Origin of the sequence: Synechococcus sp. CCY9202 (genome assembly GCF_034931685.1) — a bacterium.
Lineage (GTDB): Bacteria > Cyanobacteriota > Cyanobacteriia > PCC-6307 > Cyanobiaceae > CBW1002.
Window position 1 is genome coordinate 1 of record NZ_JAYGID010000025.1, and the last position, 23,650, is coordinate 23,650.

Here is a 23,650-nt window from a genome sequence, read left to right on the forward strand (position 1 = left end):
TGAACTGAGGCAGAGAAAGACTCGGCTGGAACTGGATCCGATTCATGGCCATAGCGATCCTGACCGGTACATGCGTATTAGTCTAGGTGCTGGAAGGGCGCTGACGGAGCTTGCTACCTAATCAAGACCTTCCAAGGTACGGAAGGGGCTGATTCGATCGTCATCTTTGATCTTCCCAACGGCTCGACCAACTTTGAGGCTAATGGCGAGGCTGGTAATGACTTCATCGCCTTCGAGGGTAGTCAGAATCTCTCCACCATTCGCGGTGGTCAAGGCAATGATCTGATCACGCAAAATATTGTTGCCGGTGACTCCAGCACCTTCATCGCCTTCAACAGAAAAGTCTCGATCTTCTCTGGGAATGTCTGGTCTGCTGGCCTGATCAGCGGCAATATGGGCGATGATGTGATCGGCAACAATCAGCTCGGGATTGCTGCCATCGCCTCCACGATCAATGGTGGTCAAGGCGACGACCAACTCTATGTTGGCCCCATCCAGAGCACCCTTCTGAATGGCAACATGGGTGGAGACTTTGTCTATGTTAATAGCGACTATGGTTCAGTCAACATTAACGGATCGTCTATCTTTGGTGGCCAAGGCGATGACGTTGTCACGGTCGATTCCGGCTTTAACGACAATGTCAATAACACCGTGATCGGTGGCAACCTGGGCAACGACACCATCGAGCTGGATATCGACGGCTCCTTCGCTGGATCTGTTGTGGAAGGTGGCGATGGTGATGACAGCATCTTTGCCGAAGATTCCGAATCGGGCCTTCTGATCTTCGGTGGTAATGGCAATGATGTTATCCATGGCGGCATCGGTAGTGATCGGCTTTTCGGTGATGCGGGCAACGATTACATCGTTGGAGATCGGCAAATCTTCCCTGTCATGAAGATTGCTAAGGAGCTGCTGGATCTTAGTGAACTGGATTATATTCATGGTGGCGAGGATGGCGATTATCGCGACTCTTTTGACTATGGCGACTATATCGTCGGTGGTGATGGTGCCGACAGCTTGTTTGGTGGCCTTGGAGTCGACACCATCTTCGGTGGTGACTTGAACGACATCCTCGTGGGTGGTGAAGATGGTGACATCCTCTCCGGTGGCACCGGCAGCAACCAGTTCCGTTACAACGAGTTCGAGACTGACGACGGTAGTTTTGTCAGTGTGTTAGTTGGCGGCAATGTCTATACCGTTGGCGTTGAATTCAGCGGCAACGATGCGGTTGACATCATCACCGATTGGGATGCAGGGGCCGGTACAAATGTGATTGCCAATAATTTTAACATCTTCAATCCTGACGCAGTGCTTACCAGTTTCGATGGTGGAACGGGCGTCTTGTCAAGCAACTTTGCTGTTGGTGAGAACTACGCTATTCGGGGTTCTTATAATGCCGATCTGGATAACTTCACGTTCAGCTTTAGTGGCAGCGATGTTCTGATTGGCGTTGCCCAGGACGAAGATTTCAATCCTCTTGATGGGTTTACTAATAACCTGGTTGTGCTTAAAAATGTGGCATTCACCACCACCTTCTCCCAGGCAAACTTCATCTAATTTCCATTCACTCTGCGGGTTGCAGAGTTTTTAGAATGTTCTCTCGCCCCTCCTTTGGAGGGGCTTTGTCGTGATTGGCTTGCTCTTCGTTTCGTGTCAAGGCTTGGTGGTCGATTCAGCCGATTGTGCCCAGGTTGGGCAGATGGCTCGTATAGCCCAGAAAGCTGGGATAGCCGTGTTCGATCGTCAGGAACTGCCGGCAGTTCCAGGCTGGTTTCCAGACCTCGAAATGTTGCAGCACCGTATAGGTGGCCACGGTTTCCAGGGGGCCCACAAAGCCGTCCCGGGGCAGGTCTGCTTGCTGGCGCAGCTGCTGCAGCTGCGGCCGGCTCAGGGCAAAACTGCCGGCATGGGGATTGCTGGCGCGATCGAAGTGCAGCATCTCACCGTTTCTCCAGCAGGCTTCGGCCACATTCGCCTGCGGACGGTGCCGGGCCAGCGTCGGATTCGCCGCCACCAGGGTCGACCAATCGAGAGGACCATCGACGAACAGGCGGCCCAGGCCCAGCCTGGACCGCAGCTCGTAGCGGTGCGGCATCAGCACCACCCGCTGCTCCGTGAGCTGGGCGCACCAGAGCAGCTTGTCGAGGTAATCCGGATCCTGGATCACCAGGTCATCCTCCAGGTACAGGCTCAGATCAGCCACTGGATCCCGCTCCAGCAGGTGCTGTCGCGCCGCCGCCGGCAGGTCGCGTGGATCCTCCAGGTCGAGGCGATGAACATGCAGACGGTCGCTGAAGCAGGTCAGCACCTCCTCAAGCCAGGCGTCGCCGGTCACGAACACATGGCATTCGATTGCAATCCCAGCCAGGCGCTGGGTTGGATACACCGGCTCCGCTGTGGTGCGCAGGCCCCGCCCGGCGATGTCGAGCACGCTTTCCCGTTCAGACCGTGCCAGCCCCAGCACCGATCCCAGACAGCGAGCCAGGGCCAGAGAACGGCTCAGCCGTTTCCCGTTCCGCGATCCATAGCCTTGCTCGCTGCCACGATCATCGAAATAGTGGGGGATGGCAACACGCACGCCACAAGGCCTGGCCATCCTGTTCATGCGGCACACTGAGCACCACGATTTTAGGTTCCGCCACCTCCAGCCCCTTGAACATCCTCTTCGTTCATCAGAACTTCCCCGGCCAGTACCGCCACATCGTGCGCGCACTGGCCAAGGCGGGGGGGAACCGCTTGGTGGCCCTGGCGATCGAGGAGCCCAGCGAACCGATCCCCGCCGGTGTCACCCATGTGCGCTATGGCATTCGGCGCGCCAGCGCTACAGATCTGCAGCCCTGGGTGCAGGATGTGGAGACCAAGACCATCCGGGGTGAGGCCTGCGCCACCGCAGCCCATCGTTTACGCGAACAGGGCTTCAGCCCGGATCTGATCTGCGGTCACCCCGGCTGGGGCGAAATGCTCTTTCTGCGGGATCTCTGGCCGGAAGCGCCGATCCTCACCTATCAGGAATTCTTCTACCAGGCCCATGGTTTCGACTATGACTTTGATCCCGAACTTCAGGGCATCCCCAGCTGGCAGGATTGCGCCCGCATCCGCATGAAAACGGCCAACCTGTTGCTCAATCTCGAGATCAGCAACTGGAGCGTCACACCCACCGCCTTCCAGCGCAGCAGCTTCCCACCCGCCTGGCGCTCAAGGTTGAGCGTGATCCACGACGGCATCGACACCCACCATGCGAGACCCCGCGCCGATGCTCCGCCCCTGACCCTTCCCGACGGCACCACCCTGCGTCAGGGCGAGCCGATCGTGACCTTTGTGAACCGGTGTCTTGAGCCCTATCGCGGCTGCCACACCATGATCCGGGCCATCCCGGAGCTGCAGCGGCTGGCGCCTGAGGCCCGGCTGGTGATCGTGGGCCGTACCGAGGGGGTGAGCTATGGCGCCGTCTGCCAGGAAGGGGAATGGAAAGATCGCTTTCTCGCCGAGATCGAGGGCCAGTTCGATCCGAGCCGGGTGCATTTCAGCGGCCATCTGCCGTACAAGCAGTTCATTCCACTGCTGCAGCTGAGTGCCGCCCATGTCTATCTCACCTATCCCTTCGTGCTGAGCTGGAGCCTGCTCGAGGCGATGTCCTGCGCTGCCGCCGTGGTGGGGTCGGCGACCGCACCGGTGCAGGAGGTGATCCGCCACGGTCACAACGGCCTGCTGGTGGATTTCTTCTCTCCCGCCGAGCTCGCCGCCAGCGTGGCCGAGCTGCTGGCCAATCGTCCCCTGGCCGAGCGCCTCGGCGCCGCCGCCCGTGCCACCGTTCTGGCCGACTACAGCCTCAAGCCGTGCCTGTCTCGCCAGCTGGCGCTCATGTCGCTGGTGGCCAGCCGCGCGGTGGGCTGAATCGGGCTTGGTCCCGCCCTGTCTTTCCTCGCTACCCAGGAGTTCCTGCCATGGCCAAAGCCGGTGGATTCGGAGGCCGCCCCACCCCCGGGGCCACCGGCCGGCAGCGACCCACGCGCTCGGTCGATGCGTTGGTGCATGCGGCGATCGCCGCCCACCGCCGTGGGGATACCGCCGCCGCAGAAGCGGGCTACAGGGCAGCACTGCAGGCCACGAACCGCCACCCCACCCTGCTCTCCAACCTGGGTGCCCTGCTCAAGGCCGATGGACGCCGCGAGGAGGCCATGGCGCTTTACGGCGAGGCGATCCGCAAACAGCCTGGTTTCAGCAATGTCCGCGTCAATCTGGCCAATCTGCTGCGTGATCGCGGTGCCCTGGACCAGGCCCGGGAGGTGCTGGAGCAGGGGCTGGAGCACGATCCAGCCCACCTGGAAAGCCTCCATCTCCTGGCCCTGTTGCTGTTGGAGCTCAAGAACAGGACCACTGCCCTGGCCATGGTGGAACGGGCCCTGACGGTCGATCCCAGCCACATCCCCTCCCTGCTGGTGCTCACCAGCGTGCGCCTCGCCGAAGACGATCTTGACGCCGCCCAGGGTCTGCTGGACACGGTGATGCAGCGTGATCCCAGTCAGGCCAAGGCGCACCTGCTGCGCAGCGAGCTGCAGCGTTCGCGTGGCGATCTGGTGGCCGCGAAGGAGAGCGTGGAGCGGGGCCGGAACCTGATGCCGGAGGACGACCCCGAGCGTGAGATCTGGCGCTTCAACCGGGCCGTTCTCGACCTGTTCGCCGGCGACTGGACGCCATCGACCTGGCGCGACTACGAGACCCGCTGGCTGGCTCCCCAGATGATCTCCCACCAGCGGCATCAGCACCTGCCCCGCTGGCAGGGGCAGGTGGACCAGCACCCCCTTGCAGGCTCCCTGCTGATCTGGCGGGAGCAGGGGATCGGCGAGGAAATCCTCTTCCTCAGCCTGGTGCGCGATTTGATCGCCCAGGGGCAGCCTCTGGTGCTGGAGGTCTCAGCCCGCCTCCAACGGCTGGTTCAGCGGAGCTTCCCCGGTGTGCCTGTGATCAGCCAGGGGGACTCCCTGGCGGGCCTCGACATCACCGCCGCCCTGCCGCTTGGCAGCCTCGGTCTGCACAGCGGCTTCGACCAGGCTTCCTGGCTGCGCCGCCGCAGTCCATTCCTGCGGCCAGGGGCGGAGAGCGACCTGGCCCGGGTGCGCGCCTGCCTGCCCCACCCCACCCACACGAGCCGGGTGGGGTTCTGCTGGCGCAGCGTGGGATCGATCTATGCCGGACCGAAGTCCATCCCCCTGGCCAGTTTTGAACCACTGACCGGCCAGGCCGACACCCAGTGGATCAGCCTCCAGCATGGGGCCCTGGAGCCAGGGGAGGCTGAGGGGCTTGAACGTCTGGGGATTCACCGTCCGGACGCCGATTTCTTCCACGATCTGGAAGCCCTGGCCGCCTGGATTGCCAGCTGCGATCTTGTGATCACGATCAGCACCGCCACGGCCCATCTGGCCTGCGCCCTCGGCAAGCCCACCTGGATGCTGTTGCCCGCTCCGCAATCGTTCTTCTGGTGGTGGGGCAATGAGGGAACGCATACGCCCTGGTACCCCAGCGCCCGGCTGTTCCGTCAGCCCAGCCCCGGCGACTGGGACGGTGTGATCACGCAGGTCCACCAGGCACTCGGGAGCTCCATACCATCGGCAGACTCCTGAGCAGGCCGGTCTGGTGATTCCCCGAATCCTTCATTACCTCTGGCTCAGTGATGAGCCCAGGCCAGAGCTCATGCGCCGCTGTATCGCGTCGTGGCAGCAGGTGATGCCTGACTTCCAGATCCGGCACTGGTCGTTGGCCGATTTTGATCAGAGCGCCCTGCCCCTCTTCGCCCAGCAGGCGATCGCGCTGAGGCAGTGGGCCTTTGCCTCCGATGTGCTGCGGCTCTGGCTTCTTGGTCAGCATGGGGGGGTGTATTTCGATGCGGATGTGCTGGCCGTGCGTTCCCTGGAGCCCCTGCTGGGCTACGAGGCGTTCACGGCGGTGGAGTTCAATCCCCTGGCTTTTGCCGCCGGGAACGGCGCCGCCTGGCTGGATGCTGATGGCAACCGGCGGCCAGGCGTTCGCCACCAGGGACCGCCACCCGGCATCGGCCTGCAGGCGGCGGTGCTGGGCGCGGTTGCCGGGCACCCCTTCCTGCGCTCCTGCCTGGCCTACTACGAGAGCCGCCCTTTCCTGGAGCCCGATGGCAGCTGGCACCGCGATCCGATCGCCCCCGGGATCTATGGCCTGGCAGCGGAGCAGCATGGCTTCCGCTGGATCAACCACATGCAGAAACTCCGCCATGGCGTTGTTGTCCTGCCGGCGGAGATCATCGCCAGCACCAAGGCCCAATATGGGCGCAATACCCTGGCTTTCCACTGCTGCGCCGGATCGTGGCGCCAATCAATGCCACAGGTATTCCCTTCAGGTTCGTCGTGAAGAATGGAACGCTTCATGGGGTTGGCTCTTCCATGACTTCGGTGTCTTTCACGGCTGGAGTCAGCCTCGCCCGCGTTTGCCGAAACTATCAATAGAGAGTGCAACTAAGGCCTGGTTTTCAATATGTTCTTCGGCCAGATCAGGATATCGGCGCGCAGGTGAGTGCCAGCACCTGTTTGAGGTGGCGCTCATACATCTCCGCCACCTCCGCAGCTGTCAGGTAGCGCCAGGCGGCATGGGCGCCGGCACTGGCGTGATAGGCCGTCTCACAGCTGAAACGCTCCACCACCGTTGGTGGTGGTGGAGTGGGGTCATGGCGTGCCAGGTGCCGTGCGAAGAAGATGTCCTCCGGTTCCTCCGGCGGCGATGCCGCTGCTTCGGCCTGGCAGATGCGCACCATCAGCTGGCGATCCCGCACCGAGAGGCCACCGTTGCCATTGCTCATCCCCTCAGGCACCGTGTTGCAGAAGCGGCGGGTTAGCCAGACGGGCGGCAGAGGCTCCAGATCGGCGCCGTAGCGGGGGAAAGCCTGGCTCACATGGCGGCCCTTGGCCCAGGGGGATCCCACATAGCCATAGGCAAAGACGGCAGGATCAGGTGGCTCGATCAGCAACGTGTCGGTCTGAAACAGGAGCAGCTTCGGGGCGGGGAGCTGGGCCCAGAACGCGGCCGTCTTCAGCAGCCGGTTGTAGGCCAGCCAGTCGAAGTGGTCGGCCTCTCCCACCCGCAGCCCGACCACCGACACCCACGCTGCCAGGTCGGCGAACAGCGCACGACTGCGCTCCAGAGACGCGGGCGCCGTGTAGAGCGTCACTCCCCAGCGTTGGCGCCCCATCAACAAGGTGTTGAGCACCGTCATCCGCAACAGCGGCGTGGGGCGATCGTCCACGATCACAGCCCGCAGGTGTGGATCCTGGGGACCGCTCGGCTGCCGCTGGCTGGCCAGGGCGCGAGCCCAGGGCTCGAGGTGGGTGCCCAGCACCACGCTGCAGTGGGCCTTGAAGATGGCGATGCGATAGGCCTCCAGCTGGTGCGTGGGGCTCTGGGGCAGGGGCGACGGCCCCGTCGTTGTCATGGCGCCGGGCGGTAGGCCACCATCACCTGATCACGGGGATGGTTCCAGGCGCCGATGTATTCGGCCCGGTAGCCATGGGCCTCACCAAAACCCTCCATCTGCTGCTTCGTGTAAGCGAAGAAGCCGTGGTCGTGGGCTTCGGTGGGGTTGCGCTGCTCCTGCTGCACCTCGAAGTAGGTGGCGTAGAAGACCCCATCCGGCTGCAGGCAGGGCCGCAGGCGTTGCAGGCACTGCTCGATCGCGGCCGGCGGCAGATGGGTGAACAGCGACTGGGCCATCGCCCGATCCACCCGTCGCCCGAAGCGTTCAAAGCTGAAATCGGCACCCTGCAGCAGCTGGGGCCGCTTCTGGTGGCGCACCGCCGCTGTCAGTTCCTGCTCCAGTCCGGCCTGAAGCAGGGCAGCCTCCTTCTCCATGCCCAGGTAGTGCTCCGGCTCCAGGTAGGGGATCACCTTCACGCCCAGCCGCAACGCCCCACAGGCGATATCGAGCAGCACATGCGACGGCTGCAGCCCCTGAGCCAGCAGGAAATCGAACTGCAGCTGGCCGATCTCCTCCCACAGCCCGCCGACATACCGGCGATGACCCAGCTCGGCCACCCCTTCAGCCCCGCTGGGCGGCAGGCTGGATGTCATCGGTGGAACTGCATCAAGGTGCTGCACCATGGCGCCGGTCATGGCCAGGTTATGCCGTAGCGCCGGGCCATCTGGTCGTAGGTCGGCTCCAGCTGACGCCGCAACTGGCGTCGCAGCTCCTGCGGCACCTGTCCGGCCTCGCCGGCGCCCGCATTGTGCCGAGGCAGCCGCTCCGGCAAGGGGGATGGGTCGAGGCCCAGGAAACCCAGCAGCCGTGGCCACACCAGCTCCGGCCGGTCGAAGAGATCCTCCGCCTTGATCAGCAGGAGCTGCTCCGGAGCGAACAAGGCCTCGTAGCGTTCCAACTGGGGGCCGTAGCAGCTGCGGCTCAGGTAGCTGTGCACCTGGTGTGAATGGTGCTGCGACAGGCCCGCCCGCAATTGCTCATCCGCTCCGGCCAGGCGACCAGACTCAGCGGCCAGGGCCTGCTCGGGCGGCAGCGACTCCAACCCCAGGCGGATCGAATGGAACAACCCGGAAAGAGCCCTCTCCACCGGGTCCCGCAACAGCACCACCAGTCGGGCGCCGGGGATCAGATCATGCAACCGCTGCGGTGCAGCCGGATGGAACAGGTAATACGGCGTGATGTCGCCGCAGCGCTGATCGTTCCGAGCCGCCGCATAGTGCTGCCCGTACCAAATCGGGCCCCGCCCGTGGTTCAGGGTGAAGTAGTGCAGCTCTTTGCTGGCGGGCAACCACACCTGTGGATGATCGGCCAGCAGGCGGTGCAGGCTGGTGGTGCCCCCCTTCTGCGCCCCGAGGCCAACGAAATCGGGCAGTCGCAACCGGCTCGTTTCCCCCCACGTTGCCGGGATCCTATGGTGAGCCGTGCCAGCGGCAGCCAGGATGTCGCTGCTGATCCACCACCGAGAGGCGGGTATCGATGATCGTGGCCGACACGTTCCTGTGGCTTCATCTGCCCAAGACCGGCGGCACCACCATGAGGCGTTTGTTCCGCGAGCTCAATCTCCCCGGGATCGCCGTCGATGCCGACGACACCCCCGCCAAGCACGATTCCATTGCCCTCAGGGAAAGCCTTGGCCGCTGGAAGGCCGGGCAGCGGCGCCGCTTCATCACGGCGCGGCGGTTGGACGCCTGGCTGATCAGCGACTGGCACCACAAGCGGCGGCAAATGAACCTGCCGGATCTCCCGTTTGAGCCGGTTCGCAGCGGGCTCTACTATTCACTCCGCCTTGGCGGCACCTGGGTTGCTGCAGACTGGTGGCTCCAGTACTTCGGCCTGACGTCCGAGATGTGCGCCCTGCGGCTCGAGCACTTCACGGCCGACTTCAATCAGCATCTGCTGCCCCTGCTGCCGCCGGGCACGCCGGCGCTGCACTCACCACCGCGGGAAAATGCCAAGCCTGTGGTGGACCCAGCCTTTGAGCCCTGGTTCAGCGCGGCAGACCGTGCCCGCATCCATGCGGTGAACCCCCGCTGGAGCGCCTGGGAACGCTCCCTTTACGGTGAGCCCCCTGTCCAACCGTCCCCGGATTGAGCCCGCCGGAGTCCCCGTCCCTGATCCTGCTGGTGGGAATGCATCGCAGCGGCACCTCGCTGCTGGGTTCGCTGTTGCCGGCACTGGGGGTGCCGCTGCCGGGTGATCTGATCGCCGGCGATGCCCATAACCCCGAGGGCTACTACGAACGTTCCGACATCACGGCTCTGCAGGAGCAGCTGCTGATCGCAATGGGCCAGTGGTGGCCGTCGGAAGCGGGGGTGCTGCATCGGCCCGAGGGCTGGCTCGACTTTCCCGCCGTACGCAGCGCTGCCGAGAGCCTCGACCGGCTTCTGGCGCAGGAGCAGCGGCGCCAGCTGGGGCCCTGGGCCATCAAGGATCCGCGCACGTGCCTGCTGCTGCCGCTCTGGCGCCAGGTCGCCGCGCAGCGCGGGGTGCCCCTGAAGCTGGTGCTGAGCGTGCGGGATCCCGCCGAGGTGATGGTGTCGCTGCTCCAGCGCGATCGCCGGGCCGCCGGCATGACCGCCTGGCGGGCCCAGCGCCTCTGGTGGCGCCACAACCGTGCGCTTCTGCTGGATGCCGCTGATCTTCCCCTGCTGGTGGTCGACTATGGCGCCTGGTTCGATCCTTCGGCCTGCCGCCGCCAGCTGCAGGCCCTGGGACGCTTCTGCCTGGAAGCCGACCCCATGTCAGCGGCCCTCGAGGCTGCCGCGGCCTGCATCCGCCCAGGTCATCGGCGCAGCCGCCGTTCCCGCGCCGAGCTCCCCCAGGCCCTGCACCCGCGCCTTCGTCGGCTGCACCGTGCGCTGCAGGAGCTGGCTGCGGGGCCACCCGATCGGGAACGCCGGCAGAGGCGGCTGGTTCGCTGGCTGGCGGCGCCGGGGCGCCAGCAGATACCGCCGATCGCACCGGCCGGCCGCTCCCTGCGCTCCCAGCTGATCCATCGGCGCGCTTCCCTGGCGCCCCAGGCGGAGGTGGGCCCCTGGTTCGATCCGGCCCACTATCGCCGCCAGGCGCCGGGTCTGGGCCTGGACCACGACCCCCTCTGCCACTACTGGTGGCGGGGATGGCGGGAGCAGCGCTCCCCCCATCCCGCCTTCGAGGGGGACGCCTATCGGCTGGCCTGTCGTAACCGAGGCCTCACCGTTCGGGGAGCACCGCTGCGCCATTTCCTCACCGTGGGTCTGGCGGCCGGCATCCCGCCCTCCCCGGTGGCCGAACCGCGCTGGCTGGCCGGCACACTGCAGCGGCAGGCGCTCTGGCGCGCCGCCCGACTGGAGGGGCTCCATCCGTGGGGGGCAGCAGCTCTGGCCCTGGAGGGTGACGATCTCCAGCAGGCGGTGGAGCGGCTCCGTCACTGGCAACGGCAGGGCTTCAGCGCCGACGATCTGGCCGCGATCGCCGCTGCCCCCCCCGGAAGCTTCACCCTGCCCGCTGGCCTGCTTCCGGATCCACCGCCGCTCCCACAGCGCTGCCGCCTGCAGGTACTGGGCACCCACCTGCACGATTGGCAGGTCCATGCCTGGTTGCAGCATGCACCCCTGCCGCCGGGGTTCTCGTTGATCGAGGAGCAGGCGCCGCCCGAAGCGGCTGAGTCGGTCATCGCCCTGGTGCTGAGCCCCCTGCCGCCGGGCCCCGCCAGCCTGCAGCTGCTCGGTCTGGCGCTGCTGCCCTGGGTGTTCGCCAGGGCCGAGCAGGTGTCGCTGCTGCGTCGCCTGGGGATCAATGCCCAACCCCTCGAGCCCGGCGTCGCCCCCAACGGCTGGCTGGCGGTGGAGGAGGTGGAGGCCGAAGCCGCGCGGCAGCTCGGAGTGCCACCCCCGGCGGCCCTGGCCGGGCTGGCGCCCATCCTCGCCTTCGGCAGTCTGGGAGCAGAGTGGGAACGAAGCCTGGCGCCACCGATCTGGGGCTGGCCGGAGTTCGACGACCTGGCGATCGAGACCCCGCAGCAGGCCAGGCTGCTGGCCGCCTGGCTGGATGCCTGCAACCGTGCCGGCATCCAGCTGGTGCGGCTCGAGCCCCCAGGCAGTGAACGGCTGCTGCGGGGGTGGCAGGCCCTGATGCCCCCCTCTGACCCGGCACCGGGCTGGCTGCCGCCCCAGGGCTTCGTGGCGCCACTCAGCGCGATGGAGCTGCAGGGGGAACTGCGCTGGCGGGCCCAGGGGGCGCCAGCACCACCGCCGGTGCAGACCCCCAGGCCCGCCCACACGCTTCTGTGGGCCTGGCAAGGCGACGCCTCCGGGCCAGGCGGGATGGTGCAGACGCCCACGGCGGCGGTGTGCATCAGCCTGCACAACTACGCCGACCGGATCACCGCGGCCCTCGAAAGCGTCCTCGTCCAGAGCCATGGACCCCTCGAGCTGATCGTGGTCGACGATGCTTCCGAGGACGGTGGCGAGCAGCGCTGCCTGGCCTGGTTGGAGCGCCACGGTCAACGCTTCGTGCGTGCCCTGCTGGTGCGGCACACCGGCAATGGCGGTCTGGCGGCCGCACGCAACACCGCCTTCAGGCTCGCCCAGGCTCCCTGGTGCTTCGTGCTGGATGCCGACAACCTGCTCCACCCCGAGGCGGTGGCCGCCTGCCTGCGCCTGGCTCAGGCGAGCCCGGCAGACATCGCCGTGGTGCATCCCCTGGTGGAGGTGCTCCAGGACGGCGTGCTGCAGGGCAGCGACTCCACAGGGGCGGCGCCCAGCCTGATCAGCGGCCGCAGCTGGCAGCGCTGCCATTTCCTGGATCGCAACCTGTTGGACGCCATGGCCCTGGTGCGGCGCAGCGCCTGGGACGCGGTGGGGGGCTATGCCCACATTCCGGGCGGATGGGAGGATTACGACTTCTGGTGCAAGTTGATGGAAGCCGGCTACCAGGGCGTGCTGGCTCCGCAGCGGCTGGCCACCTACCACCGCCACCCTGAATCGATGCTCGCCACCGCCACCCATCAGCGGCTGCGGCTGGTGAGCCGCCACCTGCAGCAGCGTCATCCCTGGTTGCAGCTGAGTCTCGCCGCCGGGCCCGAGGAAGGATGGACCCTGGCGTGATGTCCACAGCCGCCGTGGACACGGACCTCCACCGGGCCGGTGGCCTTTCTTGCCTGGTGATCTCCCGCACACCGGAGCTGCTCAACCGCATGCTGGCCACACTCCAGGACGCCCGGGCGTTCTGGCACCCGGATGATGAAGTGCTCTGCTCCTGGAATGGCAGCGCTGAGGCTGAGAACGCTCTCCAGCCCCCCGCGCCTGCTCTGCCGGGATTTCGGATCGCTCAGCGGCAGCCGTATCACTTCGCCAGCAACATGAACGCTCTGGCGCGGCAGGCGCAGGGTGAGTGGCTGTTGCTACTCAACGATGATCTCATCCTTGATCCCGGCAGTATCGATCGCGCCATCCATCTCCTCAGCCAGCACCCGGAGGTCGGGGTGCTGGGCGGTCGATTGCGCCAGTCGGGCGGACAGATCAGCCATGCCGGGCTGCTGTTTTCCTCCCCGGAGGGTCTGCCGTACAACCGCCTGCGACCCCAGCTGGGGCCCCTGATCGACGCCGAGGGCCCGGAAGCGCTCGAATCAGGCCCGATCCCCGCGGTCACCGGCGCCCTGATGTTGCTGCGTCGATCCGATTTCCTGGCGGTGGGGGGGCTGCGCGAGAGCTTCCGGGTGTGCGGCGAAGACATCGCCCTCTGCCTCGATCTCTGGCAGCAGCTCGGCAAGACGCCCTACTACGCCAGCGATGTGAGTGGCATCCACGATGAGAAGAGCACCCGCGGCACGACCTCCGACCAGCACGACATCCGGGCGGTAGGACGGCTCGCTGCGCCCTTCTGCCAGCACGATCAGGCCTTCCAGGCACGCCAGAGCCACTGGGCCCTGCAGGAGGCGGCGTTGCTGTGTCGTCTCACCGAGGAGCAATGGCACCAGGCCGGCGTGTGCCGCCAGCAGCTGGACCGGCAGCAGCAGCAATGGGAAGCGAATCAACAGCACTGGGCCCGTGAACGCAGCGCCCTGCTGGCCAGGATTGACAATCTCGAACAACGGCTGGAAGCCCTGCTGCGCAGCAGCTCCTGGGCCATCACCAAACCCTGGCGGGCCCTGGGTCGCTGCTTTGCACCGACTGCGGGGCGCCAGTCCTGATCGTTCCGCCGGCCTGCCGATGCCTGCCCCCCCTCCCCCCCTGGAACACCTCTGGGTGGACCTCACCCCGATGCTCCCCGGTGGCGCCAACGGTGGCGCCAAGCCATTCATCCTCACCCTGCTGACCGAGCTGGCCCGTCAGCACCCCCAGGTGCGATTCGATTGCACCTGTCGGCCCGAGCTGCTGCCGGAACTGGCACTCGCATCGCCGCTGGAGCCGAATCTCCACGTCGGTCCGGTCATCCCCGCGGTGGCGGCCGGACGCTGGCTGGGTTCGCGGCGTCTGGGTCGGGCGGGTCGCCGCTGGCGTCGACGGCTGGCCTCGCGGCCCGGGACGCCGGTGGAGACCGGGCAACCGAACCGGGGCGAGGGAGCGCAGCTGCTCTACTGCCCCTTTGGAGCACCGCTGCTGCACCGGGCCAGCCTCACCACGGTGTCCACCTTCCACGACCTGCAGGTGCAGGCCTATCCCGACTTCTTCCCCGCCGCGGCCCGCCGGGAGCGCCTGGAGCATTTCCGCCAGATGCTGGCGAAGGCCAGTCGCATCGCGGCCATCTCCCAGTTCTCCCGTCAGGAGGCGATCGAGCTGGGGGGCGATCCCGGCCGGATCGTGGTCATTCCCCACCGCATGGCCCTCAGCCGCAGGGCCGTGCCGATGGCTGAGCCCCCCTGCGCCCTGCCCTCCGGACGCTTCTTCCTCTACCCCGCCAATCTCTGGCGTCACAAGAACCATGAACTGCTGCTCAGTGCCTTCGCCATGGCCCGCCACCAGGGGCTGCCAGCCGACCTGAAACTGGTGTGCACCGGTGATGGCGTCGACCGGCTCGAGCCCCTGCGCGAGCTGGCAGAGCAGCTCGGTCTGGCTGAGGCCGTCCTCCTGCCCGGATTCGTCAGCGACGCGGAGCTGGAGGGGCTCTACCAGCACGCCCTGGCCGTGGTGTTCCCCTCCCTCTACGAAGGCTTCGGCCTGCCGGTGATCGAGGCGATGGCCCGCGGCCTGCCGGTGGCCTGCAGCGACACCACCGCCCTGGGGGAAGTGGCCGGGGAGGCCGCCCTGCGCTTCCATCCCGGCCATCCCCAGCAGATCGCCGATGCCTTGCGCCAGCTGGCGGAGGATCCGGCCCTGCGAGACCGGCTGATCGAGCGGGGCCTGAGCCAGGCAGACGCCTACGCCCAGCCGGCTGTGATGGCTCAGCAGTACTGGGAGCTGTTCCAGGAAGCCCATGCCGCCGGTCCGGTGGCCTGAGGCTGAGCGCCTCCGAGAATCATCTCCGCAGCACCGTTCCATGAGCGCATCGATCCGCATCAGTGTCGTGACGCCCTCGTACAACCAGGGGGCCTTTCTGGCCCGCACCCTGGCCAGCGTGGCCAGTCAGAGCCATCCCGCCCATGAGCATCTGGTGTTCGATGGCGGCAGCACCGACGACACCCTGCAGGTGCTGGAGGCCGCAGGTGACGGGGTGCGCTGGGTGTCGCGGCCGGATGGAGGCCAGGCTGACGCTGTGAACCAGGGTCTGCAGGCGGCCGGCGGTGATGTGATCGCCTGGATCAACTCGGATGATGTCTATTACCCCGGTGCCTTTGCAAGGGTGGCTGCCGCCTTCGCCAACGATCCCGACCTGGATGTGGTGTACGGAGCTGCCGATCACATCGACCTGAATGACAGGGCCTTCGAGGCCTACCCCACCACCTTCTGGGATCCGGAACTGTTGCGCCACACCTGCTTCATCTGCCAGCCGGCCCTGTTCTTCCGCAGGCGCGTGGTGGAGACGGTGGGTCTGCTGGATCCGGGTCTGCGGTATTGCATGGACTACAACTACTGGCTCAGGCTTGCCGATGCCGGCTGCCGCTTCGCCTACCTGAGCGACAAGCTGGCCGGCTCCCGCCTCTACGCCGACAACAAGACCCTCAGGGACCGGCCGGCCGTGCATCGGGAGATCGCCGAGATGTTCAAGGCCTATGACGGGCAGGTGCCGCTGCGATGGGTCTTCGCCTACGCGCACCACAGCACGGCGGCCTGGATCGACCGCAGCGACCATCCCCTGCGCTTCAAGATCAGCCTCTATCTGGAAACGATGCGCAGTCAGTGGCGCTGGAACCATCGCGTCGGGATCTCCGCTCTGCGGGAGCTGCGCCGTGCCAGTCGACGTCATGCCCTGGAGGGTCAGGCCGCCGAGGCTGCCGCGGCCTCCTCGTAGAGCTCCAGCAGCTGGCGGGTGCTGTCCTGCCAGTTGAAGGCTGCAGCCCTGTCCCGGGCTGCAGCAGCCAGACCGGCAAGCCTCTGGGGCTGGTTCAGGAGACTCTCGATGGCCTCCACCCAGCCGTCGCGATCATCCGGTGCCAGGAGGATGCCGGCATCCGCGACGATCTCGGGCAGTGAGGTGGTCGAGGAACTGAGAACCGCTGCCCCCTGCCCCATCCCCTCCAGCACAGGCAGACCAAAGCCCTCGTAGTGGCTTGGGTAGAGGTTCAATAGGCAGTTCCGGTAGAGCCAGATCAGCTCCCGATCACTCACATAGCCGAGCAGGTGGATATCCGAGGCCCAGGGCGATGCCGCCAGATCCTTCTCGAAGCCTTCCATCAACCAGCCCTTGCCACCGGCAAACACCAGCGGAATCGCCGCTCCGCCCCTCTCCCGGAAGCGTTGATACACCTCCACCAGGAAGCGCTGGTTTTTGCGCGGTTCGATCGTGCCGGTGGAGAGCAGGAAGGGCCGGCCGCTGCGGAACAGTGCGGCTCGCGGTTGGCTGGGCTGCAGATCGAAGCCGGGCTGATCGAAGCGTGAGGCCGGATGGATCACCCGCACCCGCTCCGCCGGCACGTGGGGGAAATGACGCAGGAATGCACGCTTCGACGCATGGGAGATGGCCACCAGCCAGTCCGCCCGCAGGGAGGCCTGCAGCACACCCTGGAAGCAACCGAGCCGATTCTTTTCGGTCGTCCACTCGGGATGCTCGGCAAAGCTCAGGTCGTAGAGCGTGTAGATCAGGGTGGAACGGAGCCGCCAGGGCGGACACCAGAAGTTGTTGGCGTGCACCAGATCGAAGCCGGCGAGCCGATCGTTCACCCGCTGCCGATCCCGCCAGAAGGCCTCTGCATCGCTGCGTCGCGGCAGGCGGGGTCCATAGGCCACACCCTGACGGCGATGGGGGAAGGCCGCCGCCTGGCTGGGATCGTGAAAGAAATCGCCGAAGCTGGTGAGCAGGGTGTAGCGATGCGGTGCACCCGAGGCCAGCAGGCCGTCGATCAGGGCGGCGGCATAGAACCCGCAACCGGCCTTGCGCGGGCCCGTCTGACTCACATCAAAGGCGATGTTCAGCGGCGCCACCCCTCCTCTCCTGGACAATCGGGCAAGGGTATCGGAGCCGGACGCGGCCCCAGCCGCAGGCGCAGCTTGCCCCAGTAGCGCCGCCAGGGCGGCGCCACAATCCCCAGCTCCCGATTGATCGCGGCCAACTGCCTCCGGCCCCGCAGGATCGCCCGCCAGCCGCTGGTGGCCCCACCCTCCGCCATCGCCACCAGCGGGTCCGAGCAGATCTGGACGCGATCCGCCAGCTCGGGTCGCAGCAGCAGGGTCTGCATCAGTTTGTAGTCGGCGGAGAGGCTATAGCGCTCATCGAACCCGGTGGCCCGGTAGAGGGTGGTTTCGGCCAGAAAGCCGGGATGGGGGTAGTGCAGCCCGCTGCGCAGCCGCTGATGCCAGAGGGCCGGATCCCGCGGCGGGGATGGCACCATCCACCGGGCCCGCAGCCAACGATCGGGCCGGCGGAAGTATCCGATCGAGGCCAGCAGCAGAGCGGCTTCCCGCCGACGAGCCTGCAGCAGGAAGGCCGCGTAGGCGCCCGGATCCAGCAGGAGATCGTCTGCGTTGAGCACATGGCTGTAGTGGCCACGCGCCAGCCGCAGGCCCACATTCATGGCGGCATAGGGGCCGCCGCCGATGTCCGTCTGCCAGCGGCAGAAGGGATGACGGTCTGCATGCCGCTCCAGCAGCCGTTGGGTGCCGTCACGGGAGCCGCCATCAATCACCAGATGCTCCAGGTCTTCACCGGCCTGCCGCAGAATCTGCCGAGCCCGCGCCACGCTCGTGAGCGTCTCGGGCAAGGTTCTCGCGGCTTCGAGGCAGGGGGTGATCACCGTCACCAGCGGCAGCCCGCCTTCCGAACCGGACCCTGCGGCATCGGTCTCGGGAGACGCAGCCTTCACGGGCACAGGGGCGGCAGGGAGGGGGTCCATGGGCACGCTGTGACCCGGGATACCGGAGACTGAAGCATGCCCTCTCGCTTCTCCCAGAGCGTCAGCATCGGCTTCGATGGCCAGATCTTCCGGCGGCAGCGGCGGGGGGGGATCAGCCGCTACTTCCGAGAACTGGCCCTGAATCTGCGCGCTGCGGGCGCAGAGGTGCTGATGGCGGAGGAGCGCCAGGGCTGCTGGCCCTGGTCCGGTCACCTGCCCTGGCGGCGGGCGGATGTGGTGCACGCCACGTTCTACGGCGGCGGGCCCTATCGGCTGCAGAGCCACCAACGCCTGGTGAGCAGCCTGTTCGACATGACGCCGGAGCGCCATCCCGAGCACTTTTTCCTGCCGGCCCTGCGTTCCCCCCATGCCAACAAGCCGGGGTGGCTGGAGGTCTCTGACCTGATCATCAGCATCAGCGCCGCCAGCGCCGACGACCTGGCTTTCTTCCAGCCGACCCTGCGGACGCCCCTCAGGGTGATCCACCTCGCCACCGCCATCGACAGGCTGGTCCCCCAGCCCGTGGAGGCGCTGGAGGGGCGACGGTTCTGGCTGATGGTGGGCAAGCGCCACGCCTACAAGAACGGCCTCACACTTCTGCGGGCCCTGAGCCTGCTGCATGGCGGCGACGGCGATCGGGGTCGCAGGGATCAGCCCCTGCTGGTCTGTGCCGGAGGAGGCCCCTGGAGAGCCGAGGAGCGGCGCTGGATCCATGGCCAGGGTCTGGAGGATGCGGTGCTGCAACTGGCAGCGACGGATCCGGTGCTGGCCTGGCTCTACCGCCACGCCGAAGCCGTGCTGGTGCCCTCCCTGGCCGAGGGGTTCTCCCTTCCGCTGATCGAAGCTCTCGCCTGTGACACGCCAGTGGTGGCCTCGGATCTGGAGGTGCACCGGGAGGTTGGCCAGAGCTTCGCGACCCTGCTGCCGGCCCTGAATGCACGGGTCTGGAGCGAGCTGCTGGCCGCGGCCGGGCAGGAGACTCTGCCGCGGCCGAGTCACCGGCTGGGAGGAGAGCGCTATGCCCGGCTGCGTCGTCATTTCTCCCCCGAGCGGCTGGTGCAGGACCATCTGGAGGCCTACGGATCCACCACCGACTGTCCCAGTCCCCGGATCAGGGGCAGGCGTGGCTGATCAGGGCTGTGATCACGCCATCCACATCAAGCCGTGCCCGCCAGCCATGGCGTTCCAGCATCGGCGCGGGATCTCCGACACTGCTGAGGATTTCCGAGGGACGCCGCAGGCTCTCCACAAGGTCGACATGATCGTGCCAGTCGAGGTCAAGCTCCCGGAATACGCGGGCGACAAAATATTCCAGAGTTTCCATTCTTCCAGTACAGATCACCTGGTCCTCCAGGCAGTCGGCGCGAAGGATCAGCTGCATGGCGTCGATATATTCTTCGGCCCAGCCCCAGTCTCGCGCTACAGACAGATCTCCTAGCTGTAGGCGAAATCGGGAATCGTGTCGGCAGCGTAATGCCCCGTCAACGATCTTTCGGGTTACGAATGTGGAGGAGCGGTAGGGTGATTCGTGGTTGAACAGGACGCCGGTCACGCAGCCGAGACCATAGGCTTGTCGATAGACCTGCACCGTATTGAAGCTGGCATCTTTTGCGATGGCATAAGGGCTCAGAGGCTGGCGCGGACTCCGCACATCGGCGGGTCGCGGCGTATTTCCGAAAATCTCACTACTGCCGGCAAAATAGAGTCGTCCATTGAAGTCGGCGAAGCGTGCAACCTCCAGTAGGTTGATCGTGCCATTGATGATGCTGTTAAAGGTGTCCACCGGTTGACGAAAGGAAAGTCCAACCGACGACTGGGCTGCCAAGTTATAGATTTCTTCTGGCTGATGGCGGGTCATCAGTTCTAGAATCTCGCGGAAATCGCAGAGATCTGCTGTGGTCAGCTCCAGGTCTCCTGTGATGCCAAGCTGCTGATGGGTTGCCAGGTTGGGATTGCTGGAGCGGGACACTCCCACCACTGTCGCCCCTTGGCGCAGCAGCGAGCGACACAACAGTGAGCCATCCTGGCCAGTGCAGCCAAACACCAGTGCCTTCACCTCAGCGGCCCCCTGCCTTGAGAATGATCTTGATCGTCTTGATCAGAATCAGCAGGTCTAAAGCTGTGCTCCAGTTATGTAGATAGTAAAGGTCATAACTGAGCTTGAGTTCGGCTTCCTCCAGGCTTGCGGCATAGGGCGCACATACCTGAGCCCAGCCGCTCAGGCCTGGTCGCATCCAATGGCGCTTGCGATAGTGGGGAATATGAATTTCCAGCTCAGCTTCGAACTCCGGGCGCTCTGGTCTTGGGCCGATCAGGCTCATATCGCCCTTGAGCACGTTGATCAACTGGGGCAGTTCATCGAGTCGCACCCGCCGCAGTAACTGACCCACCCGCGTAATGCGACAGTCACCAGGCAAGGTCCAGCTGGCAGGCGCATTTGGATCGGCGCGGGTCATGGTGCGCAGCTTGAGCAGTCGGAAGGTATGGCCCATCCAGCCGCTGCGCTCCTGGACATAAAACACTGACCCTCGATCCTCAAGCCAGATCAGGAGAGCTGCCAACAACATCACAGGCAGGCAGACCACCAGCAGAAGGACCGCTACCACCACATCGGCAACACGTTTGAGCTGGCGTTGCACACTGAAGGTGTCAGACCAGGGAATGTCAGCCTGGGATAACCAGTCGGCAGGCAGAAGGGCGGGGGGCAGTCGCTCCAGTTCCCGCTCCGCCAGCTCGATCACTGTTGTGATCGGGACACCGTTGTCACCCAGAATCTGAAGCTGGTGTTCCTGGTCGGGGGCCAAGCGCAGATCGCTGCCAAGGACCACACCGCCCGGGGGGAAGGCATGGCCCGCAGGGGTGAGCACCCGAGGGGTGACCGCAAAGGGTGTGCGTTGCCACTCCCGCAGGATTGCCGGGGCTTCGTGAGGAGTCGCCATCAGGCCCCAGTCTCGCTGGGGTGAGTGGCGGCCCAGCCAGCGGAGGCCCAGTCTCACCAGCAGCGCCCAGACGGTGAGGGAACCGAGCAGGAACGTCTGTGTGCTTCGGTGGCTCAGGTAAAGCCCCACAGGCAGGTTGAAGAGCCAATCCATCAGGGCCACAACCAGCATGGTTGCCAGGGCTGTGATCATCAGGCGCAGGATCACCAGACGCAGGCGCAACCAGGGCCAGCGAAGCACCGTATAAGTACCGAACAGCCAGCCGAACAGCAGGTACAGAAGTGCGAAGGCGATCAGCCACCGAGGCTGTCCCAGGAGATCGGTTCTCCGTGTCTGATCGAGCAATGCTGCCAGGATCAGGCAAGCGCTCAGATCAAGGGAGGCGCAGAGGAAGAGAAGTCTGCGGGGCTTTCGCCAGTGCAATACAGGATTTTATCTGAATTGAACTTAAGTCCAAATGGTCCCAGAGCACAAAGGACATGGCGGCTGGGGCTCCGGCACAACAGGCCCGGCCAGTGCCATGTAGCGGCTCAGGGGTCTGCCAATGCCCCCATGAGGCTGCCCATCTCCAGGGCCTGCAGGCCGTAGCTCCAGCCCAGGTTGCTCTTGATGCCCGCCCGCTCCAGGGCCTGCTGCAGGGTGTCGGTGGTGAGTACCCCGAAGATCACCGGCACTCCGGTGTCACGGGCGACGCTGGCCACGCCCTTGCTCACTTCGGCCACCACCACATCGAAGTGGGGGGTGTCGCCGCGGATCACCGCCCCGAGGGTGACCACCACCTGATAGCGACCACTGCCGGCAAGCCGCTGGGCGACCAGGGGAATCTCAAAACTGCCGGGGACCCAGGCCACGTCAAGCTGGGCGCTCGACTCGCCCACATCGATGCCGTGGCGTGAGAGGCAATCCAGGCAGCCGCTGAGCAACTTACCGGTCACCAGATCGTTGAACCGCGCCACCACAACAGCGATGCGGAGGCTGGCAACGTCGGTGAAGCGACCTTCAAAAATGGCCAAGGGGTTCAGACCACGAAATAGCTCATGCCCCAGTTGAGCAGCACCAGGGCCACCCAGGCGGCGCCGCCCAGCAGGATGATGCGATTGGAGCGGCCGCTGTCGTCGCTGCTGGCGTAGAGCACGGGCACCGCCACCACCAGCGCGAACGACATCACCACCAGGGCCAGAACGGTGAGGGTGTTGAGGATCTGCATGGGTGCGGCAACGGAGATGGCCGGCAGCGGCAGGGGGTCGCCGGCGGTCAGTTTCGGGATTCTCACACGACGATTCCTGCCCCCGACCCGGAGCTGGCAGGTTCCTTCACAAGTTGTCGGGAGCGGACCGACCAGGCCCCTTACGATCAAGCCTCGTTCGTCCTGCCAGCGTGGCCGCGGGAGCCGAGCAGCAGCTGTCGCTGGTGGCCGATCTGGGGCTGCAGGGAGACCTGTTCGCCGCAGCTCCGGCCGCGCTGCCCAGCTCGGATCAGGCCCCAGGCGAGGCAAATCGCAGCGGTGATGAGGCGCCCCTGGACGACGCCCAGCTGGAGGCCGATGCCACGGCCCGGCCCCGCCGACGCCGGCCAGCCAGAGCGGCTGGCGGCCTGGACCTCGCGACCGGTGACGGCAACGGCAACGGAGGCGAGCTCAGTGGTCTGGACACGGAGCCCATTGGCTCCACCAGCGCAGCAACCCCTGACGGATCCTGCGCCGCAGCCGCTGCTCCGGCCGACGCCGAAGACCTGCCCGATCACGACCTGCCCCGCTGGCATCACCACAGCCTGGTGGATCCGGCCCAGCTGACGCCGGTGCTGCGCCACTACGTCGAACTCAAGGCGGCCCATCCCGAGCGGGTGCTGCTCTACCGCCTGGGTGATTTCTTCGAGTGTTTCTTCGAAGACGCGATCACCCTCTCGCGCCTGCTGGAGCTCACCCTCACCGGCAAGGAGGCCGGCAAGGCGATCGGGCGCGTCCCGATGGCGGGCCTGCCCCACCATGCGGCTGAGCGCCACTGCAGCGAACTGGTGCGCCGCGGCCTCAGCGTCGCCCTCTGCGATCAGCTGGAGACCACCCCAGCCAAGGGGGCCCTGCTCAAGCGGGAGATCACCCGCGTGCTCACACCGGGCACGGTGCTGGACGAGGGCATGCTCAGCGCCCGCCGCAACAACTGGCTGGCGGCCGTGGTGCGGGAGGGCAACCACTGGGGACTGGCCGTAGCCGATGTGAGCACCGGCGAATTCCGGCTCACCGAGCGGCAGGGCACGGATCTGCTGCACCAGGAGCTGCTGCAGCAGGACGCCGCCGAAGTGCTCTGGAGCGGAGAGCCCGAACCGACCTGGTGCCCTGACGGCTTGCTGCTCACCAGCCAGCCCCGCACGCCGTTCGCGGCACCGGAGGCGCGGGCACGGCTGCTGGCCCGCTTCCGCCTGGCCAGCCTCGATGGCCTGGGGCTGGCGGAGGCCCCCCTGGCCCTGCGCGCCGCCGGCGGACTGCTCGCCTATCTGGAGGGCACCGAGACCGGCCGGCTGGTGCCCCTGGACATGCCTCGGCTCTGGCATGCCAGCGACCAGCTGGTGCTTGACGCCCAGACCCGCCGCAACCTGGAGCTGACCCGCACCCAGCTGGGGGGCAGCCTGCAGGGCTCCCTGCTGTGGGCCCTGGATCGCTCCATGACCGCCATGGGGGGGCGCTGTCTGCGCCGCTGGATCGAGGCTCCCTTGGTGGATCGGGCCGCGATCAGCGCCCGTCAGGACGGCGTGGGCGAACTGGTGGCCAGCCGTTCGCTGCGTCTGAGTGTGCGGCGCCTGCTGCGGCCC

The 23,650-nt window shown here is 66.1% G+C and carries 21 protein-coding genes and 1 pseudogene; 11 read left to right on the forward strand and 11 right to left on the reverse strand.

From position 1 onward, the window contains the following. Positions 1–117: 117 nt before the first annotated feature. Positions 118–477, reverse strand: coding sequence for a hypothetical protein (locus tag VB777_RS03385; RefSeq protein ID WP_323247109.1), 360 nt, complete (start codon positions 475–477; stop codon positions 118–120). Positions 478–519: 42 nt separating this feature from the next. On the opposite strand from VB777_RS03385, the gene VB777_RS03390 reads away from it, so the two are divergent. After that, positions 520–1,557 (forward strand): calcium-binding protein, encoded by a 1,038-nt coding sequence (locus VB777_RS03390; protein ID WP_323247110.1) that lies wholly within the window; start codon positions 520–522, stop codon positions 1,555–1,557. Between the two features lie 115 nt (positions 1,558–1,672). On the opposite strand, the gene VB777_RS03395 is transcribed toward VB777_RS03390, so the two are convergent. Continuing rightward, positions 1,673–2,578 carry a hypothetical protein gene (locus VB777_RS03395; protein WP_323247112.1) on the reverse strand — a complete coding sequence of 302 codons (906 nt, stop codon included), beginning with the start codon at positions 2,576–2,578 and terminating at the stop codon, positions 1,673–1,675. A gap of 74 nt (positions 2,579–2,652) precedes the next feature. On the opposite strand from VB777_RS03395, the gene VB777_RS03400 reads away from it, so the two are divergent. Genes VB777_RS03400 through VB777_RS03410 form a run of 3 tightly spaced genes read left to right on the forward strand, consistent with a single transcriptional unit; the run spans position 2,653 to position 6,381 of the window. Beyond that, a complete protein-coding gene (locus VB777_RS03400; RefSeq protein ID WP_197157555.1) occupies positions 2,653–3,894 on the forward strand; it encodes a glycosyltransferase family 4 protein in 1,242 nt (413 codons plus the stop codon). A 50-nt stretch (positions 3,895–3,944) separates the two neighbouring features. Further along, on the forward strand, positions 3,945–5,621 hold the full coding sequence (locus tag VB777_RS03405) for a tetratricopeptide repeat protein (RefSeq protein WP_323247114.1): 1,677 nt from the start codon (positions 3,945–3,947) through the stop codon (positions 5,619–5,621). Between the two features lie 13 nt (positions 5,622–5,634). Further along, on the forward strand, positions 5,635–6,381 hold the full coding sequence (locus tag VB777_RS03410; protein WP_323247116.1) for a glycosyltransferase family 32 protein: 747 nt from the start codon (positions 5,635–5,637) through the stop codon (positions 6,379–6,381). 139 nt (positions 6,382–6,520) lie between these two features. Here VB777_RS03410 and VB777_RS03415 read toward each other — a convergent pair whose 3' ends face one another. The 3 genes from VB777_RS03415 to VB777_RS03425 are packed head-to-tail and all read right to left on the reverse strand — an operon-like array spanning position 6,521 to position 8,876. Next, positions 6,521–7,456 (reverse strand): DUF5672 family protein, encoded by a 936-nt coding sequence (locus VB777_RS03415; protein WP_323247118.1) that lies wholly within the window; start codon positions 7,454–7,456, stop codon positions 6,521–6,523. Then, the gene (locus tag VB777_RS03420) at positions 7,453–8,091 is read right to left on the reverse strand and encodes a class I SAM-dependent methyltransferase (protein WP_323247119.1); all 639 of its coding nucleotides are present in this window, start codon (positions 8,089–8,091) and stop codon (positions 7,453–7,455) included. The genes VB777_RS03415 and VB777_RS03420 overlap by 4 nt, the downstream gene beginning before the upstream one ends. Before the next feature lie 38 nt (positions 8,092–8,129). After that, on the reverse strand, positions 8,130–8,876 hold the full coding sequence (locus VB777_RS03425; RefSeq protein WP_322757824.1) for a sulfotransferase: 747 nt from the start codon (positions 8,874–8,876) through the stop codon (positions 8,130–8,132). 98 nt (positions 8,877–8,974) lie between these two features. On the opposite strand from VB777_RS03425, the gene VB777_RS03430 reads away from it, so the two are divergent. Genes VB777_RS03430 through VB777_RS03450 form a run of 5 tightly spaced genes read left to right on the forward strand, consistent with a single transcriptional unit; the run spans position 8,975 to position 15,868 of the window. Next, a complete protein-coding gene (locus VB777_RS03430) occupies positions 8,975–9,589 on the forward strand; it encodes a hypothetical protein (protein WP_323247121.1) in 615 nt (204 codons plus the stop codon). After that, on the forward strand, positions 9,586–12,585 hold the full coding sequence (locus VB777_RS03435) for a glycosyltransferase (RefSeq protein ID WP_323247123.1): 3,000 nt from the start codon (positions 9,586–9,588) through the stop codon (positions 12,583–12,585). The genes VB777_RS03430 and VB777_RS03435 overlap by 4 nt, the downstream gene beginning before the upstream one ends. After that, the gene (locus tag VB777_RS03440; RefSeq protein WP_323247125.1) at positions 12,585–13,670 is read left to right on the forward strand and encodes a glycosyltransferase; all 1,086 of its coding nucleotides are present in this window, start codon (positions 12,585–12,587) and stop codon (positions 13,668–13,670) included. Before VB777_RS03435 ends, VB777_RS03440 begins: the two co-directional genes overlap by 1 nt. A 19-nt stretch (positions 13,671–13,689) precedes the next feature. Beyond that, positions 13,690–14,916, forward strand: a complete 1,227-nt coding sequence (locus VB777_RS03445) for a glycosyltransferase family 4 protein (protein WP_197157538.1) — start codon at positions 13,690–13,692, stop codon at positions 14,914–14,916. Positions 14,917–14,956: 40 nt separating this feature from the next. Further along, complete coding sequence (locus VB777_RS03450) at positions 14,957–15,868, forward strand: glycosyltransferase family 2 protein (protein ID WP_197157536.1); 912 nt, start codon at positions 14,957–14,959, stop codon at positions 15,866–15,868. On the opposite strand, the gene VB777_RS03455 is transcribed toward VB777_RS03450, so the two are convergent. Beyond that, positions 15,835–16,998 carry a glycosyltransferase family 1 protein gene (locus tag VB777_RS03455; RefSeq protein WP_323247127.1) on the reverse strand — a complete coding sequence of 388 codons (1,164 nt, stop codon included), beginning with the start codon at positions 16,996–16,998 and terminating at the stop codon, positions 15,835–15,837. The two genes, VB777_RS03450 and VB777_RS03455, sit on opposite strands and share 34 nt — an antisense overlap. Beyond that, the gene (locus VB777_RS03460) at positions 16,986–17,906 is read right to left on the reverse strand and encodes a glycosyltransferase (protein ID WP_323247129.1); all 921 of its coding nucleotides are present in this window, start codon (positions 17,904–17,906) and stop codon (positions 16,986–16,988) included. The genes VB777_RS03455 and VB777_RS03460 overlap by 13 nt, the downstream gene beginning before the upstream one ends. Positions 17,907–17,942: 36 nt before the next feature. Between VB777_RS03460 and VB777_RS03465 the strand changes: the two genes are divergently transcribed. After that, on the forward strand, positions 17,943–19,037 hold the full coding sequence (locus VB777_RS03465; protein ID WP_323247131.1) for a glycosyltransferase: 1,095 nt from the start codon (positions 17,943–17,945) through the stop codon (positions 19,035–19,037). On the opposite strand, the gene VB777_RS03470 is transcribed toward VB777_RS03465, so the two are convergent. The 4 genes from VB777_RS03470 to psbZ form a co-directional block, all read right to left on the reverse strand. Next, positions 19,018–19,962 carry a GDP-mannose 4,6-dehydratase gene (locus VB777_RS03470; protein ID WP_323247133.1) on the reverse strand — a complete coding sequence of 315 codons (945 nt, stop codon included), beginning with the start codon at positions 19,960–19,962 and terminating at the stop codon, positions 19,018–19,020. The genes VB777_RS03465 and VB777_RS03470 overlap by 20 nt on opposite strands. A 1-nt stretch (position 19,963) precedes the next feature. Beyond that, positions 19,964–21,190 (reverse strand): sugar transferase, encoded by a 1,227-nt coding sequence (locus tag VB777_RS03475; protein ID WP_323247135.1) that lies wholly within the window; start codon positions 21,188–21,190, stop codon positions 19,964–19,966. Positions 21,191–21,375: 185 nt separating this feature from the next. After that, positions 21,376–21,858 (reverse strand): 6,7-dimethyl-8-ribityllumazine synthase, encoded by a 483-nt coding sequence (ribH, locus tag VB777_RS03480; protein WP_197157525.1) that lies wholly within the window; start codon positions 21,856–21,858, stop codon positions 21,376–21,378. 5 nt (positions 21,859–21,863) lie between these two features. Next, entirely contained in the window at positions 21,864–22,052 is a 189-nt protein-coding gene (gene psbZ / locus VB777_RS03485; protein WP_197158954.1) for a photosystem II reaction center protein PsbZ, read from the reverse strand. A gap of 170 nt (positions 22,053–22,222) precedes the next feature. Between psbZ and VB777_RS03490 the strand changes: the two are divergent. Continuing rightward, positions 22,223–23,650, forward strand: a pseudogene (locus VB777_RS03490) (DNA mismatch repair protein MutS); the annotation flags it as partial.

Coding starts and splice junctions, on each gene's coding strand:
- VB777_RS03460 (WP_323247129.1), bottom strand. CDS start 17,906: ATGGACCCCCTCCCTGCCGCCCCTGTGCCCGTGAAGGCTGCGTCTCCC.
- psbZ (WP_197158954.1), bottom strand. CDS start 22,052: ATGCAGATCCTCAACACCCTCACCGTTCTGGCCCTGGTGGTGATGTCG.
- VB777_RS03440 (WP_323247125.1), top strand. CDS start 12,585: ATGTCCACAGCCGCCGTGGACACGGACCTCCACCGGGCCGGTGGCCTT.
- VB777_RS03420 (WP_323247119.1), bottom strand. CDS start 8,091: ATGACATCCAGCCTGCCGCCCAGCGGGGCTGAAGGGGTGGCCGAGCTG.
- VB777_RS03445 (WP_197157538.1), top strand. CDS start 13,690: ATGCCTGCCCCCCCTCCCCCCCTGGAACACCTCTGGGTGGACCTCACC.
- VB777_RS03430 (WP_323247121.1), top strand. CDS start 8,975: ATGATCGTGGCCGACACGTTCCTGTGGCTTCATCTGCCCAAGACCGGC.
- VB777_RS03465 (WP_323247131.1), top strand. CDS start 17,943: ATGCCCTCTCGCTTCTCCCAGAGCGTCAGCATCGGCTTCGATGGCCAG.
- VB777_RS03415 (WP_323247118.1), bottom strand. CDS start 7,456: ATGACAACGACGGGGCCGTCGCCCCTGCCCCAGAGCCCCACGCACCAG.
- VB777_RS03450 (WP_197157536.1), top strand. CDS start 14,957: ATGAGCGCATCGATCCGCATCAGTGTCGTGACGCCCTCGTACAACCAG.
- VB777_RS03405 (WP_323247114.1), top strand. CDS start 3,945: ATGGCCAAAGCCGGTGGATTCGGAGGCCGCCCCACCCCCGGGGCCACC.
- VB777_RS03390 (WP_323247110.1), top strand. CDS start 520: ATGGGTGGAGACTTTGTCTATGTTAATAGCGACTATGGTTCAGTCAAC.